The organism is Pseudomonas sp. URMO17WK12:I6, assembly GCF_003253625.1.
Taxonomy (GTDB): domain Bacteria; phylum Pseudomonadota; class Gammaproteobacteria; order Pseudomonadales; family Pseudomonadaceae; genus Aquipseudomonas.
This window is the reverse complement of record NZ_QKYZ01000003.1, coordinates 194,434-210,346: the sequence shown is the minus strand read 5'-3', so window position 1 is coordinate 210,346 and position 15,913 is coordinate 194,434. Positions and strand designations below refer to the sequence as shown.

General features: G+C 60.3%; 15 protein-coding genes. 10 read left to right on the top strand and 5 right to left on the bottom strand.

Annotated features, from left to right (window positions below; translation table 11 throughout):
• Positions 1–115: 115 nt before the first annotated feature.
• From F475_RS07000 to F475_RS06990, 3 genes are all read left to right on the top strand, one after another.
• Positions 116–1,198: a bifunctional transcriptional activator/DNA repair enzyme AdaA gene (locus F475_RS07000; protein ID WP_111453532.1), complete on the top strand. Its 1,083-nt coding sequence runs from the start codon at positions 116–118 to the stop codon at positions 1,196–1,198.
• A 45-nt stretch (positions 1,199–1,243) separates the two neighbouring features.
• Positions 1,244–2,056 carry an isocitrate lyase/phosphoenolpyruvate mutase family protein gene (locus tag F475_RS06995; protein ID WP_018929642.1) on the top strand — a complete coding sequence of 271 codons (813 nt, stop codon included), beginning with the start codon at positions 1,244–1,246 and terminating at the stop codon, positions 2,054–2,056.
• Positions 2,057–2,130: 74 nt separating this feature from the next.
• On the top strand, positions 2,131–2,748 hold the full coding sequence (locus F475_RS06990) for a DNA-3-methyladenine glycosylase (RefSeq protein ID WP_111453531.1): 618 nt from the start codon (positions 2,131–2,133) through the stop codon (positions 2,746–2,748).
• A gap of 46 nt (positions 2,749–2,794) precedes the next feature.
• On the opposite strand, the gene F475_RS06985 is transcribed toward F475_RS06990, so the two are convergent.
• The gene (locus F475_RS06985; protein ID WP_018929644.1) at positions 2,795–3,691 is read right to left on the bottom strand and encodes a LysR family transcriptional regulator; all 897 of its coding nucleotides are present in this window, start codon (positions 3,689–3,691) and stop codon (positions 2,795–2,797) included.
• A 128-nt stretch (positions 3,692–3,819) separates the two neighbouring features.
• On the opposite strand from F475_RS06985, the gene F475_RS06980 reads away from it, so the two are divergent.
• The 4 genes from F475_RS06980 to F475_RS06965 all read left to right on the top strand — a co-directional run bounded on the left by F475_RS06980 (position 3,820) and on the right by F475_RS06965 (position 7,703).
• Positions 3,820–4,485, top strand: a complete 666-nt coding sequence (locus F475_RS06980; protein WP_111453530.1) for an RraA family protein — start codon at positions 3,820–3,822, stop codon at positions 4,483–4,485.
• Positions 4,486–4,495: 10 nt separating this feature from the next.
• Entirely contained in the window at positions 4,496–5,704 is a 1,209-nt protein-coding gene (locus F475_RS06975) for a pyridoxal phosphate-dependent aminotransferase (protein ID WP_111453529.1), read from the top strand.
• 93 nt (positions 5,705–5,797) lie between these two features.
• The gene (locus tag F475_RS06970; protein WP_018929647.1) at positions 5,798–7,069 is read left to right on the top strand and encodes a cation:dicarboxylate symporter family transporter; all 1,272 of its coding nucleotides are present in this window, start codon (positions 5,798–5,800) and stop codon (positions 7,067–7,069) included.
• 145 nt (positions 7,070–7,214) lie between these two features.
• Complete coding sequence (locus F475_RS06965) at positions 7,215–7,703, top strand: GFA family protein (protein WP_111453528.1); 489 nt, start codon at positions 7,215–7,217, stop codon at positions 7,701–7,703.
• On the opposite strand, the gene F475_RS06960 is transcribed toward F475_RS06965, so the two are convergent.
• The 3 genes from F475_RS06960 to F475_RS06950 form a co-directional block, all read right to left on the bottom strand.
• Positions 7,700–8,986, bottom strand: a complete 1,287-nt coding sequence (locus F475_RS06960; protein WP_111453527.1) for an ATP-binding protein — start codon at positions 8,984–8,986, stop codon at positions 7,700–7,702. The genes F475_RS06965 and F475_RS06960 overlap by 4 nt on opposite strands.
• Positions 8,987–9,694, bottom strand: coding sequence for a winged helix-turn-helix domain-containing protein (locus tag F475_RS06955; RefSeq protein WP_064621290.1), 708 nt, complete (start codon positions 9,692–9,694; stop codon positions 8,987–8,989).
• Between the two features lie 160 nt (positions 9,695–9,854).
• On the bottom strand, positions 9,855–10,463 hold the full coding sequence (locus tag F475_RS06950) for a tRNA-(ms[2]io[6]A)-hydroxylase (protein WP_018929651.1): 609 nt from the start codon (positions 10,461–10,463) through the stop codon (positions 9,855–9,857).
• A 159-nt stretch (positions 10,464–10,622) separates the two neighbouring features.
• Here F475_RS06950 and F475_RS06945 point away from each other — a divergent pair, with 159 nt between their 5' ends.
• Entirely contained in the window at positions 10,623–11,486 is an 864-nt protein-coding gene (locus tag F475_RS06945) for a universal stress protein (protein WP_064618244.1), read from the top strand.
• A 104-nt stretch (positions 11,487–11,590) separates the two neighbouring features.
• Here the strand turns inward: F475_RS06945 and F475_RS06940 are convergent, their stop codons facing one another.
• The gene (locus F475_RS06940) at positions 11,591–12,061 is read right to left on the bottom strand and encodes a DUF1289 domain-containing protein (protein ID WP_007937731.1); all 471 of its coding nucleotides are present in this window, start codon (positions 12,059–12,061) and stop codon (positions 11,591–11,593) included.
• A gap of 409 nt (positions 12,062–12,470) precedes the next feature.
• Between F475_RS06940 and acnB the strand changes: the two genes are divergently transcribed.
• Both acnB and F475_RS06930 read left to right on the top strand, forming a co-directional pair.
• Positions 12,471–15,080 carry a bifunctional aconitate hydratase 2/2-methylisocitrate dehydratase gene (gene acnB, locus F475_RS06935; RefSeq protein ID WP_111453526.1) on the top strand — a complete coding sequence of 870 codons (2,610 nt, stop codon included), beginning with the start codon at positions 12,471–12,473 and terminating at the stop codon, positions 15,078–15,080.
• A 148-nt stretch (positions 15,081–15,228) separates the two neighbouring features.
• Entirely contained in the window at positions 15,229–15,909 is a 681-nt protein-coding gene (locus F475_RS06930) for a glycosyltransferase (RefSeq protein ID WP_158538457.1), read from the top strand.
• The last annotated feature ends 4 nt before the right edge of the window (positions 15,910–15,913 follow it).

Below are 15,913 nucleotides of genomic sequence, written 5' to 3'. Positions count from 1 at the left end.
CCTGAAAATATCGTTTACAGCATTGCCAGTGACCCGATGACTGTAGCTCAGGGTACAAAAATTCTCTGTCGATTTTCCGGTGGAGGCGCCAGGCAACGCGGCTTATGCTCAGCCCATGAACCTACAAAACGCTGTGCTTCCGCCCCACGCCGAGATGGTTCGCGCCATGCTCGAACGCGACACCGCCTACGAGGGGGTGTTCTTTACCGCGGTCAAAACCACCGGCATCTTCTGCCGCCCCAGTTGCACGGCGCGCAAACCGAAGCCGGAAAACGTCGAGTTCTTCGCCCATGCCGATGAGGCGATGTCGGCGGGTTATCGGGCCTGCCTGCGGTGCAAGCCGCTGGACGCCGCGGCCATTGCACCGGACTGGGTGCAACGACTGCTGAAATCCGTCGACGCCGACCCCGACCAGCGCTGGACCGATGCCCAATTGCTCGCCGAGGGCATCGAGCCGCTGAAACTGCGGCGCTGGTTCAAGCAGCATTTCGGCATGACCTTTCATGCCTGGTTGCGCAGCCGACGCCTGGGCATCGCCCTCGGTGGCATCAAACAGGGCGAATCCATCGACAACGCGGCGTTCGATTCCGGCTATGAATCCCTGAGCGGTTTTCGCGATGCGTTTCAAAAGTCATTCCACATCACCCCCGGTCGCGCCGCCCACAGCGAGCCGCTGCTGTTCACCCGATTGACCACGCCACTGGGACCGATGATCGCCATGGTCGAACGGCGTGGGCTGGTGCTATTGGAGTTTCTCGACCGACCGGCATTGACCAAGGAAATCGAAGAACTGCAGAACCATTATGGCTACGCCGTGGCCCCCGGACACAACGGGCATTTGCAGCAGATCGAAGAGGAACTGGCGCAATACTTCGCCGGCAAACGGAGCGAATTCAACGTGCCCCTGCACCTGCCCGGCAGCGCGTTCGCCAAGCAGGTGTGGAGCGAATTGATGAAGATCCCCTACGGCCAGACCAGCACCTATGGCGCGATTGCCGCGCAACTGGGCAAGCCCGGCGCCAGTCGCGCCGTGGGCATGGCCAACGGGCAAAACCGTCTGGCGATTGTGCTGCCCTGTCATCGGGTGATCGGCGCAGACGGCTCGTTGACCGGCTATGGTGGTGGACAACCGCGTAAAGCGTTTCTGCTCAGGCTGGAAAGCGCCGCGGTGCAAATCACCCAACAACTGGCATTCTGATCACTCCATTGTTTTTCAATAAAAAGTCATAAGGAGGGACATTCAATGGACACACTCGACACTCAATTCCATCAACTGCACCAGAGCGGGCTGTTGATTCTGACCAACGTCGCCGACGCCACCGGGGCGCGACTGGTGGAACAGCTGGGCAGCAAAGCCGTGGCCACCAGCAGCGCAGCGGTGGCCTGGGTGCATGGTTATCCGGATGGCAACACCTTGCCGCTTGAGCGGCTGGTTTCCACCGTCGAATCCATCGCCCGGGTCATCAGCGTGCCGTTGAGCGTGGACATTGAGGCGGGTTATTCCGATGACCTGGAGCGAGTTGCGCAAGTGGTCGACGCGGTGATCGCCGCCGGTGCCGTGGGGATCAATATCGAGGACGGTGCTGCCTCGCCCGACCTGCTGGCCCGCAAGATCGAAATCGCGCGCCAGGTTGCCAATCGCCGGGATGTGAAGCTGTTCATCAATGCCCGCACTGACGTGTACCTCAGGGGCCTGGTGCCGGCCGAAGATCGCGTCGCCGAGACGCTCAAACGCGCCGCGTTGTATCAGGCGGCCGGTGCCGACGGACTGTTCGCCGCTGGCGTCACGGCGGCGTACGAGATCGACGCCCTGTGCCACGGCACGACGCTGCCGCTGAACGTGCTCGGCTTCCCGGGCCTGCCTTCGCCTGAAGAACTGCAAGCCCTTGGCGTGCGCCGTTTGAGCGCCGGCTCGGGCATCGCCGAATTCCTCTACGGCGCCATGGCCGGCCTGGCCAAAAGTTTTCTGCAAACCGGCACGCTCGACAGCAGTCACCTCAAGGCCTTCACCTACAGCCAAGTGAACGCCCTGCTGGCCCCGACCGGCAAAGTTTGACCGCAAGCAATGGAGTGCGGCGCTGCGGGGAGACGACTAGTCTTCCCGCAGCCACCCGCCCCTCAGGATGCTCCATGCCCGACACCTATCAACTGGCCAGCGAATTTCTCTCGGCCCTCGATACCGACTGGCAGCGCCACATCAGCGACATCGGCCCTTGCCTGCATCAACCCCATGCGGCGCGCGATCCTTATGAGTCGCTGGTGCGGGCGATTGCCTATCAGCAACTGCATGCAAAGGCTGGCGATGCGATTGTCGGCCGGCTGCTGGCGTTGTTTCCCGCGAGCACCTTCCCCAGACCCGAGCAGATCCTGGCGACCGACTTCGAGCAGATGCGCGGTTGCGGCTTTTCCGCCAGCAAGATCGCAACCATTCAGGGCATCGCCCAGGCGGCTCTGGACGGCGTGGTGCCGGACTACGCCACGGCGCTGGCGATGGACGATGAAGCGTTGATCGAGCGCCTGATCACCTTGCGCGGAGTGGGCCGCTGGACCGTGGAAATGCTGCTGATCTACAGCCTGGAGCGGCCAGACGTTTTGCCGGCCGATGACTTCGGGGTGCGTGAGGGATATCGCCGGCTAAAGGGGCTGGAACAACAGCCAAGTCGCAAGCAGATGATTGATATCGGGTTGGCATGGAGCCCTTATAGGACGGTGGCGTCGTGGTATTTGTGGCGGGTGCCTAACCGGTAGACGGCGCTATCGTTCATCGCGGGCAAGCCCGGCGGCTACAGAGCGCTTAGAGCAACAGCCGCGAAAAATCGCAACACTGCAACGCCAGTTGCGCGACATCCTGGTTCAGACCGAATTGACGATCGGTGCGGTGCAACGCGGCGTAGCGAATCCGTGGCAGGCCCGGCGTCGTCACCAAGGCGCGCAATGCGCCTCGTTCGATCAAGTGTGACAGGCAAGCCTTGGGCAAATAACTCACGCCAACTCCGGACAAGGTCAATCCGACCTGCACCAGCAAGTTATGGCTGGTGATGGTTTTAGGCATCTGCACGTTGTGGGAGGCCATCCAGCGCTCGTAGATCAAGCCAGTCCCGGACTGCGAACCCTGGGTCAGCACCGTGCAACCGGCCAGGCGCTCGATACTCACCGGATCCGGGTCGGTAATCAGACCTGGTGCGCACATCCAGGCGTTTTCGACGGACTTCAGTGGGGTGCTGACGAACCGCGCATCGTTGTAGACATCCGGGACGATGACCAGATCGAGTTGATCGTTTTCCAGTTTGCGAAACAGTTCGCTACTCAGTTCCACCGAAGGCTCGATTTGCACCTTGGGGTAAGCCTGCCGCAGCGACTCGACCAGCGCCGGCAACCAGGTCAACGCCGTCAGTTCGGTGACCCCGAGGCGAAACCTGCGCACCAATACTTCACGGGCGCTGACCCGCTCCAGCAAATAGTCACGGCGTTCCAGCAAATCCTTGGCGTAATCCAGCAGTTCGCCGCCCTTCTCGGTCAGCCGTGCGTTGCGCTTGCTGCGGTCGAAAATCTCCACGTCGAAGGTTTCTTCCAGCTCCTGGATACGTTTGGAAATCGCCGACTGAGACATGTTCAGCTTGTTCGCTGCGGCTTCGAAGCTGCCCAACTCGGCAATCCAGAACAACGCGTCAATCTGCTTGAAGGTGATCATTGCAAACACCACATGAAAAAAAGCGATACTACCGCATAATAAAATATCGCTAAAACTGTTTGTTTATCACTCCTAAGATCGAGCCACAGCCCTGATCGGCTGCTAACTCATTCTTCAGGAGATCAGCCATGTCCTTGCCCGGTTCACGCATTCTTCCCAACCCACCGCTGGCCGCTGCCGAAGTGCTCGAAGCGTTCGCCAATGTGGTCACGCCGCATATCAGCGACAACCTCGGCCGGCACATTGGTGCTCGCGGCCTGACCCGCTACAACCGCAGCGGCAAATTGGTCGGCACCGCCCTGACCGTCAAAACCCGTCCAGGCGACAACCTGCTGATCTACAAGGCCATGAGCATGCTGCAACCCGGCCATGTGTTGGTGGTGGACGCCCAGGGCGATACCAACAACGCGGTGATCGGCGAACTGGTCAAGCTCTACGCCCAGCAGCGTGGCTGCGTCGGTTTCGTGATTGACGGCGCGATTCGCGATGTCGCCAGTTTCGACGATACCCCCTGCTACGCCCGCAGCGTCGTGCACTGCGGCCCTTACAAGAGCGGTCCGGGCGAGATCAACGTACCGGTGTCGATTGGCGGCATGCCGGTTCAACCGGGCGATTTGCTGGTCGGCGACGAAGACGGCCTGGTGGCGTTTTCCCAGGCCGATGCTGCCGAAGTACTGCGTCGCGCGGCACAACATGCGGCCCACGAAGAACAAGTCAAAGCCGAAATCGCCACCGGTGCCCTGCGCCAGAGCTGGATGGACAAGGTCTTGCAGCAGGCCGGCCTGGCCGATTAAGGGGAACACAATGAGCACTTCATTCTTGTCTGATCGGGTGCTGGGCATTCAGCCTTCGCCGAGCATCGCCGCCAACGCACTGGTGACCGAGTTGCGCGCCCAGGGTCGGGACATCGTCAACTTCACCATGGGCGAACCGGATTTCGACACCCCGGCACATATCCTCGACGCCGCCAGCACCGCGATGCACAGCGGTGACACGCACTACACGGCCACCCACGGCACACTCGCCTTGCGAAAAGCGATCTGCCTCAAGCTTGAGCGCGATAACGGTCTGAATTACGGGCTCGACGAAGTGGTTACCGGCTGCGGCGGCAAGCACATCATCTACCACGCCCTGGCCGCAACACTGAACCTGGGCGATGAAGTGATCGTGCACACGCCGTACTGGGTGTCTTACCCGGACATCGCCCGGTTGAACGACGCCACTCCAGTCATCATTCCCGGCGATGAATCCAACGGTTTCAAGCTCTCGCCAGCGGCGCTGGAGCAGGCAATCACCCCGCGCAGCAAATGGGTGATCCTCAACACGCCGAACAACCCGAGTGGCGCGGTCTACAGCGAAACCGAGCTGTTGGCACTGGCAGACGTCCTGCGTCGGCATCCTCACGTATTGATCATGGCCGACGAAATCTACGAGCAGTTCGTTTATGGCGACGCCCGGCATGTGTCGCTGACCCTGCTCGCCCCAGACCTGAAACCGCGCACGCTGATCGTCAACGGCGCGTCCAAGGGTTACGCCATGACCGGTTGGCGTCTTGGGTTTGGCGCAGGTCCGGCGTGGTTGATCGGTGCCATCGGCAAACTGCTGTCGCAGACCACCACGTGTCCGAGTTCGGTCAGCCAGGCGGCGGCGGTCGCGGCTTTCGCCGGAGATCAGGCACCGATTGCCGGCATGCGCAAGGTTTACCAACAACGCCGTGACCGCATGCTCGAACTGTTGCAACCGATCAACGGCCTGAGCTTCACCCCACCGGACGGGGCGTTCTATGTGTTCGCCAACGTCAGCGAGTTGATGGGCAAAACCACCACCAGCGGCGAGCGCATCGACAGCGATACGCAACTGGTCGCCTACCTGCTCAGGGAGCACGGCCTGGCCACGGTCAGCGGCGCGGCATACGGCATGTCGCCGTATATCCGCCTGTCATTCGCCAGTTCGCTGGACGTGATCGAAGAAGGTTGCCGTCGACTTGAACAAGCGTGCCAACGCTTGCGCTGACGGCTGATCGCAACACCCGACAGCCATCGGACGGCTGCTCATTGACTGCCTAGAACAACACTCATAATCATGTCATCAAATGAGGCATCCCCCATGCACAAGCCCCGTATCGCGCTGGTCTGGCAAATCATGATCGGCCTGCTCGCCGGCATTGCCATCGGCGCCCTGCTGCACAGCTTTCCCGAGTCTCGTCCATGGCTGGTGAACAACCTGCTGCAACCGGCCGGCGACATTTTCATCAAGCTGATGAAGATGATCGTCGTACCCATTGTGTTTTCCTGCATGGTGGTCGGCATTGCCGGTCATGGCGACGGCAAATCCCTGGGCCGCATCGGGGTCAAGTCGCTGACGTATTTCTTCAGCATCACCACCCTGGCAATCATCGTCGGACTGGTAATCGGCAACCTGTTAAAACCCGGTGCCGGCACTGATCTGGCGAGCCTCAAGGCGGCCGCCGTTACCCTGCCGACCAGCAGCGCAGCCGGAGGGCACAGCCTGGGGCAAATCATCGTCGGCATTATTCCGGACAACGTCATCAACGCGATGGCCCAAGGCAGTCTGCTGTCGGTGCTGTTCTTCGCCGTGATGTTCGGCCTCGGCGTTTCGAAGCTGGGCAACGAACGCAAGGAGCCGTTGATCGCGTTGCTGCGCGGTGTCTCGGAAGCGATGTTCAAGGTCACATCGATGATCATGGCCTACTCGCCGATCGGTGTGTTCGGGATGATTGCCGTGACCGTGGCAAACTTCGGTTTCAGCTCTTTGCTGCCACTGGCCAAGCTGATCATGGTCAGCTACGTGGCGATCGCGTTCTTCGTGCTGGTGGTGCTCAACCTGGTGGCGCGACTGTGCGGGATCAACCTGTTCGCGCTGATGCGCCACATCAAGGATGAACTGGTCCTGGCCTTCTCCAGCGCCAGCTCGGCGGCGGTGATGCCGCAACTGATGAAGAAACTCGAGACCTATGGCGTGCCGCCGTCGCTGGTCAGTTTCGTGGTGCCGGTGGGTTATTCCTTCAACCTTGACGGTGCGTCGCTGTTTCTCGGTATCGGCACCTTGTTCGTCGCCCAGTTGTACGGCATCGACCTGAGCCTGGGCGATCAGGCGTTGCTGGTGGTGACCATGGTCCTGACGTCCAAAGGGGCTGCCGGCGTGCCGGGGTTCATGTTCGTGATTCTCTCGGCCACCCTGGCCAGTGCCGGATTACCGCTGGAAGGCATCGCGTTCATTGCCGGGGTTTATCGGTTGATGGAGATGCCGACCACCGCCCTGAATGTGCTTGGCAATGCACTGGCGCCACTGGTGATCGCCAAGTGGGAGGGTCGCGAGGCTCATTGCCTGAGGGTGCCGCAGGGGCAGTGCTCGTAGCGCAGACCGCGTCATCGTTCTTCGCGAGCAAGCCCGCTTGTGTCTTGCCCGCGAAGGCGCCTGAACGGCCACCATAAATTCAACTGTCCAGAAACGCTTACGGTCTAGTCTGTCTTGAGTCATCCCAACCCCATCGGAGGCCCCCATGCAGCTCGAAGGCTCCTGCCATTGCGGCGCGGTGTCGTTCAGCCTGACCAGCGCCCACCCCTACCCTTATCAGCGTTGCTACTGCTCCATCTGTCGCAAGACTCAGGGCGGTGGCGGTTATGCGATCAACCTGGCGGGCGACGCCCAGAGCCTCAAGGTGCGTGGTCGCAAGCACATCTCGATTTACCATGCGCGGCTCAAGGACGAAGGCGATAAGCGCGCCCGGCGCAGCACCGCCGAGCGGCATTTCTGTTCCCTGTGCGGCTCGGGATTATGGCTGTTCAGCCCTGAATGGCCGGAGCTGATTCACCCGTTTGCCTCGGCCATCGACACCCCGTTGCCGGTGCCGCCCGAGCACACGCACCTGATGCTCGGCTCCAAGGCGCCGTGGGTGGAAGTCGAGGTGCATCCGGGGGACCAGCAATTCGAGGTCTACCCGGTAGAATCCATTGCCCAGTGGCATGAACGCCTGGGTTTGAGCCGCTAATCCAAATGCGCCCAGGTCATGCGAAACGACGCCCCGCCCCACGGAGAATCCGCCACTTCCACTTGCCCGCCATGGGATTGAGACACCCGCCGCACCAGCGCCAGGCCCAGGCCGAAACCACCGGTGCGGCGGTCGCGGCTGGCATCGAGGCGCGAGAACGGTTCGAAGATTTTCTCCCGCCCGTCCAGCGGCACGCCCGGCCCATCATCGTTGACCTGCACCTCGTAATGATCACCGGTACGCACCAACGACACCTCTACCCTCTGGTCGGCATAACGAATGGCATTGCGCAGCAAATTGATCACTGCCCGGGCCATGAAGCGCGGTTCGATACGAACTTCGTCAACCTGACATTCGACAATCAGCAGTTGCACCCCGGCGGCTTCAGCCTCCAGCGTCACGCTGCCCACCACGCTGTCTAACCAATGGCTGGCCTGAATGTTCTCCCGGATAATCACCGTGGCACCGCGTTCAAGGCTGGCGTACGTCAGCAACTCGGAAACCATTTCTTCCAGCTCGCCGAGGTCGGCGTACATGTCGGCGATCAACTCGCGGTTCTGGGTTGGGTCGGGCTGTTGCTTGAGTTGGTCGAGTTCGAACGACAACCGCGCGATGGGTGTGCGCAGCTCATGGGACACCGCGTTGGTCAGCTCGCGCTGGTTGGCGATCAGTCCCTCGATGCGCGCGGCCATCAGGTTGAAGTGTTCGGCCAGGTCACGAATGTTCGAGCGCTTGGACAACTGGATACGCGCCGACAGGTCGTTATCGCCAAAGCGTTCGGCGGCCAGGCGCAGTGTCTCCAGATCGCGCCAGTGCGGGCGCACCCAGAAAAACAATACAAAACCGATCATCACCGCGATCATCAGATAGGCCGCGGCAATGTAGAACGGCATCAGACTCGGCTCGGCCGGCAGCTTGATGCTGAGCAGTTGCGAACCGTCGTCAATGCGCGAGATGAACTGCGTGTATTTGTCGCGCATCACCAGCAGGCCCTGGGCCAACTCGGCTTGTTCCTGATCGGTCAGAGATAATTGATCGGTCTCGACCAGAGCCAGGCCCAAACCGTAGTGAGGGCGTATGGCTTCCAGCTGTCGCTCCCGGGCCGGACTGTCCAGGCCGCGCAATTGCTCGACCAGCGACCAGGCCTGACCACGCACCGCCTCTTGGTTGTAGCTGCGCATCTGACCGTCGAGCAGCGCATCGAACGTGCGCTCGACGGTTTGCAGCCCCAGTACCAGGCCAACCGTCATCACCAGAAACAGTCCCAAAAATAACCGCAGCATTTACAGCTCCCACGCAAACGGATTGAACAGATAACCCTTGCCCCACACGGTCTTGATGCACACCGGTTCGCGCGGGTTGTCCTTGAGCTTGCCGCGCAATTTGCTGATGTACACGTCGACGCTGCGGTTGAGGCCGTCGAAGGCGATACCGCGCATGCGATTGAGGATGTCGTCGCGGGACAGCGTCTTGCCGGCGGCGCTGGCCAGCAACCACAGCAGTTCGAATTCCATGGTGGTGAGTTCAATGCCCTCGCCCGCCAGGCGCACTTCGCGGCAACTGCGATCGATGCTCAGATGACCGAATTCCAGTGAGCTGCACACACTGCTGTCCGGCATCTGACGGCGTTGCAAGGCACGCAGACGAGCGAGCAGCACGGGGGGCTTGATGGGTTTGATCACGTAGTCGTCGGCACCGGATTCCAGGCCGAGTATGTGATCGAGGTCGTCTTCCTTGGCGGTGAGAATGACGATGGGGGTGTCGGATACGCTGCGGATTTCGCGGCACACGTGCAAGCCGCTCTGGCCCGGCAACATCAGGTCGAGTACGACGATTTTCGGTTTGAATTCAAGGAAAGCGGCTACCGCGAGATCTCCGCGGTGTACCTCGCGGACTTCAAAACCGTGTTGGGACAGGAAATGCGCAATCAGCCCGGCGAGCTTCTCGTCGTCTTCCACCAGCAATACTTTGCCAAAACCCAGACTCTCCATGATGACCGTCTGCCAACCCTTGAATGAAATGGCCGGCATTATGGCGCCAATCGGTGAAGGGACGGTTATCGCAGACAGCAAAAACCGGCCATGGAAGCCGGTTTTTGGCGATGTTTCATTCTTTTAAGAGTTTTTTACAATTATTGAAGATGACACGTTGTCACGCCGCGACCGGCACACCACTGTGAAACCTGAACTCCACATCCGGCGACTCGATCAACGCCTGTTCGGCGTCGCGCACCTTGTCGATCACCTGGGCGATGTCCTTGGCGTCACCGTATTGATAGGCCAGTTTCAGATACCCCTGGAAATGCCGGGCCTCGCTTTTCAGCAGGCCGAAATAGAACTTGCCCAGCTCCTCATCCAGATGCGGCACCAACGCCTCGAAACGCTCGCAACTGCGGGCTTCGATGAACGCGCCGACCACCAGCGTATCCACCAGCTTCACCGGCTCGTGGCTGCGCACCACTTTGCGCAGCCCCGAGGCGTAACGCCCGGCGGACAGCTGGCGCAGTTCAATCTTGCGCCTTTTCATCAGGCGCATGACCTGCTCGTGGTGCACCAGCTCTTCCCGGGCCAGACGCGACATCAGGTTGATCAGATCGACGTGGGAGTGATACTTGGCAATCAGGCTCAACGCCGTGCTGGCCGCCTTGAATTCGCAGTTTTTGTGGTCGATCAGCAGCGTTTCCTGATCGGCCAGCGCGGCCTGGACCCAACCGTCGGGCGTGCGGCAGCCGAGGAACTCGTGAATTTCGGGAAGGATCATGGGGCTCACGGATAAAAGGTTCAAAACGAAGGGCGCCGATTATACCGGCCTGCCGACAGACCACCAGTCGCCACCGTTGATATGCATCAAGTCGCGAATGCCCGACCAGCAACTATAGTTGTCCAACGCAGTGTTTTTACCTTCCTGGAGATCCCGATCATGCAAGCCATTCGCAGCATTCTGGTGGTCATTGAACCCGAACACTCGGAAAGCCTGGCGCTCAAACGGGCCAAATTGATCGCTGGCGTGACCCAGGCTCATCTGCACCTGCTGGTCTGCGATAAGAAGCATGATCACAGCGCGATGCTCGGCGTGCTCAAGGCGGCTCTGCTGGCGGACGGGTACAACGTCACCACCGAGCAAGCCTGGAACGAAAGCCTGCACGACACCATTATCGATGTGCAGCAGGCTGAAGGTTGCGGGCTGGTGGTCAAGCAGCATTATCCCGACAGCCCACTGAAAAAGGCCCTGCTGACTCCGGCGGACTGGAAACTGCTGCGCTACTGCCCGACTCCGGTGCTGCTGGTGAAAACCGCCAAACCCTGGACCGGTGGAGTGATCCTGGCGGCCATCGATGTCGGCAACATGGACGGCGAACACCGCACCCTGCATGCCAGCATCATCGATCATGGCTACGACATTGCCAGCTTGGCCAAAGCCCATCTGCACGTAATCAGCGCCCATCCGTCGCCGATGCTGTCGGCGGCCGACCCGACGATGCAGCTCAAGGAAACCATCGAGGCCCGTTACCGCGAGCAGTGCCAGGCGTTCCAGGCCGAGTTCGACATCGACGACGACCACCTGCACATCGAGGAAGGCCCGGCGGATGTATTGATTCCATTCATGGCCCATAAGCTGGGGGCCTCCGTGACGGTGATCGGCACGGTGGCGCGGACCGGGTTGTCCGGGGCGTTGATCGGGAATACGGCGGAAGTGGTGCTCGATGCGCTGGAAAGCGATGTGCTGGTGCTCAAGCCGGACGAGATCATGGATCATCTGGAAGAGATCGTGACCCGGCATTGAGATTTTCGGCGTCGGGTCGATCGCCTTCGCGGGCAAGCCTCGCTCCTACAGGGTAAGCAACGCAAGACTGTAGGAGCGAGGCTTGCCCGCGAAGCTTTTAAAAATCAGCCGCCGAAGGCGTCTTTTAGGAACCCCGGCGCAATGTAGCGCTGGTAATGCGCTTCCGAGAGCAGGAAAAATTCCCGATCAATGGCATCGCGCAATTCCGGCAGGTTCCAGTCGCGGAACTCCGGCAGCAGCACCATTCCGTAGGCTTCCAGATTATTGATGACCCGCGCGCCCCGGGCGATCAACTGATAAGCCCAGCAATACTCCGACTGATGCGGCACAAAGCGGATCTTGCGCTGTTCCAGCTGCATTCTCAGCAGCGCGGGATCGAAAATTTCTACCTTGGCAGCCATCACCTGCGACAACAGCTGCTCAAGCCGCAACCACACTGCGCGTTTTTCTTCCTCGTTGTAACCGTTCCAGTGGATCACTTCGTGATGGAAACGCTTGCAGCCACGGCACACCAAATCACCGTAAACAGTGGAGCAGAGGCCGACGCAGGGGGTCTTGATGGTCTGATTGGGCATAGGTAGACAAAACACGGGAAAGCAGAACAGGTCGGCATGTTAGCCCTTTGTCTAACATTCATCACCCCTCAAAGTTTTGGACCTAACTTACCTTTCAATTTTTTTTGCCGTAGAATCAGCCAGCCTTTTAAGGCGCCAATGTCCGTTAAGAAGCTGTTTTCAAAGCGTCACGAGCACAGTCGTTCCTTCAGAGCGGTGTTGGCGAAGGGTTTTTCCAGCGGGGAAAAGCCCAACGCCAACCCTCATCAGCTCCCCGTTCTGCAGGCGTAAAACTTTGAAAGCAGCTTCTGTAAGGAATTGCCGGTAATTCTGGCTAAGCGGCCCACAACGCCACGCAGCGCATGAGTACGGTAATTTCGGGATGAGCGTCCCGGACACCCATTTGGGACCACTGATGAGGGTAATAACTGTGCTTGAAGCCTACCGCAAACATATCGAAGAGCGCGCAGCACTGGGTATCGTTCCCCAGCCGCTTAACGCCGAACAAACTGCAGGCCTGGTCGAGCTGCTGAAGAATCCCCCGGCTGGCGAAGAAGCTTTCCTCGTTGACCTGATCACCAATCGCGTTCCGCCAGGAGTGGACGAAGCCGCCTATGTAAAGGCCGGTTTCCTGTCTGCCCTCGCCAAGGGCGAAGCCAAATCCCCTCTGATCGACAAGAAGCGCGCTGTTGAACTGCTCGGCACCATGCAGGGCGGCTACAACATCGTGACCCTGGTAAACCTGCTGGACGACGCCGAACTGGCGCCAGTGGCTGCCGAAGAACTCAAGCACACCCTGCTGATGTTCGATGCCTTCCACGACGTGGCTGAAAAAGCCAAGAACGGCAACGTTCACGCCAAGGCCGTGCTGCAGTCCTGGGCTGACGGCGAGTGGTTCAAGAAGCGCCCGGTGCTGGCCGACAAGATCAGCCTGCGCGTCTTCAAGGTGACCGGCGAAACCAACACCGACGACCTGTCCCCTGCTCCAGACGCCTGGTCGCGTCCAGACATCCCGCTGCACGCCCTGGCCATGCTGAAAATGGCCCGTGACGGCATCGTTCCGGACGAGCAAGGCAAGACCGGCCCGATGAAGCAGATCGAAGAAATGCGCGGCCAGGGCTTCCCTATCGCCTACGTCGGTGACGTGGTCGGTACCGGTTCCTCGCGTAAATCCGCTACCAACTCGGTACTGTGGTTCTTCGGCGACGACATTCCTTACGTGCCGAACAAGCGCGCTGGCGGTTTCTGCTTCGGCAGCAAAATCGCTCCGATCTTCTACAACACCATGGAAGATGCCGGCGCACTGCCAATCGAGTTCGACGTTTCCAACATGAACATGGGCGATGTGATCGACCTGTACCCGCATGCTGGCAAAGTCACCAAGCACAACAGCGACGAAGTCCTGACCACCTTCGAAATGAAGACCCCGGTTCTGCTGGACGAAGTCCGTGCCGGCGGCCGTATTCCGCTGATCATCGGCCGTGGCCTGACCGAAAAGGCTCGCGCCGAACTGGGTCTGCCACCGTTCGACCTGTTCAAGAAGCCTGAAGCACCGGCCGAAAGCACCAAGGGTTTCACCCTGGCGCAGAAAATGGTCGGCAAGGCTTGCGGCCTGGCAGAAGGCAAAGGCGTTCGTCCTGGCACCTACTGCGAACCGAAGATGACCACCGTGGGTTCCCAGGACACCACCGGTCCAATGACCCGTGACGAACTGAAGGACCTGGCGTGCCTGGGCTTCTCCGCTGATCTGGTGATGCAGTCCTTCTGCCACACCGCGGCTTATCCAAAGCCGATCGACGTGACCACCCACCACACCCTGCCTGACTTCATCATGACCCGCGGCGGCGTTTCCCTGCGTCCGGGCGACGGCATCATCCACTCGTGGCTGAACCGCATGCTGCTGCCAGACACCGTGGGTACCGGTGGCGACTCGCACACCCGTTTCCCGATGGGCATCTCGTTCCCGGCCGGTTCCGGTCTGGTCGCGTTCGCCGCAGCCACCGGCGTCATGCCGCTGGACATGCCGGAATCGATCCTGGTGCGCTTCAAAGGCAAAATGAAACCTGGCATCACCCTGCGTGACCTGGTTCATGCCATTCCTTACTTCGCCATCCAGAATGGCTTGCTGACCGTCGAGAAGAAAGGCAAGAAAAACGCCTTCTCCGGCCGCATCCTGGAAATCGAAGGCCTGGAAGGCCTGACGCTGGAACAGGCTTTCGAGCTGTCCGACGCATCGGCCGAACGTTCGGCTGCCGGTTGCACCATCAAGCTGTCGAAAGAGTCGATCACCGAGTACCTGCAGTCCAACATCACCCTGCTGCGCTGGATGATCGGCGAAGGCTACGGCGATGCACGTACCCTGGAGCGTCGCGCTCAAGCGATGGAAGCCTGGATCGCCAACCCGCAACTGATGGAAGCCGATGCCGACGCCGAATACGCCGAAGTCATCGAAATCGATCTGGCGGACATCAATGAGCCTGTGCTCTGCGCACCGAACGATCCGGACGACGCCCGTCTGCTGTCCAGCGTTGCTGGCGAGAAGATCGACGAAGTGTTCATCGGTTCGTGCATGACCAACATCGGTCACTTCCGCGCTGCCGGCAAGTTGCTGGAACAGGTCAACGGTCAGCTGCCAACCCGTCTGTGGCTGTCGCCGCCGACCAAAATGGACGCTCACCAGCTGACCGAAGAAGGCTACTACGGCATCTACGGCAAGGCCGGCGCACGCATGGAAATGCCAGGCTGCTCGCTGTGCATGGGTAACCAGGCACGTGTAGAGCCGAACTCCACCGTGGTGTCGACGTCGACGCGTAACTTCCCGAACCGTCTGGGTGACGGCGCGAACGTCTACCTGGCTTCGGCCGAACTGGCGTCCGTTGCGTCCATCCTGGGTCGCCTGCCGACCGTCGAGGAGTACATGGAATACGCTGGCAAGATCGACAGCATGGCGGCCGACGTTTACCGCTACCTGTCCTTCGACCAGATCGCCGAGTTCCGTGAAGCTGCTGCGAACGCCAACATCCCGGTCGTTCAAGCCTAACGCTACAAAGCCATGAAAAAACGCCGCCCATCGTGAGATGAGCGGCGTTTTTTTATGCCTGACGCCGATTACCCAGCTATCTTTGCCTGATGTCGGCACCAGGACGGCGTGCCACGAGGCCCCACGGGCCTTATCTCAAGGAGGAGTCATGCGGGTCATCCTGATCGCCATCGGTTCGCCCGGTGACGTTTTCCCCTTCATTGGCCTGGCCAATGCGCTGAACCTGCGCGGTCATCGCGCGACCTTGTGCAGCCTGCCGGCGTTCAAAGCCACCGTCGAACAGTACGGGCTGGAATTCGAGCCGTTAGGCCAGCAAACCTGCGACGACACGCCCCGCCCGCGAGACTCGAAAAGCGCTTTGGCAGAGCAGTGGAACGCAGTCTCGCACCTGCTCGAACCGACCTATGACTACATCGCAGCGCGGCGCCATGAGGATATCGTGGTGGTGGGCTCGTTTTGGGCGTTGGGCGCACGTGTGGCCCAGGAGACGTTCGGCATTGCCTACCTTTCGGTACAGATTTCACCGTTCTTGCGCGAGGTCCATCGGCTGGCGCTGGACCAGCTCTGTGCGCCATCACTTAACGCCTTGCGCGCCAGAAAGGGCCTGAGCGGGACGGTTCAACACGTTATGAGCCAATGGATGCATTCGCCGGACGGCGTGATCAGCTTCTGCCCCGAGTGGTTCGCACCGCAGCAAGCTTCTGCGCCGGCCACGCTGTGCAAGGCCTGCGAAAAAGCCGTTGCGGCTATCGAGCATTGCCGCCAGCGAACCAAAGGTCGTCTGGCCGGGCATTCGAAGGGGGCGATCAACCGGGGCAGCTCCGATTGATCGC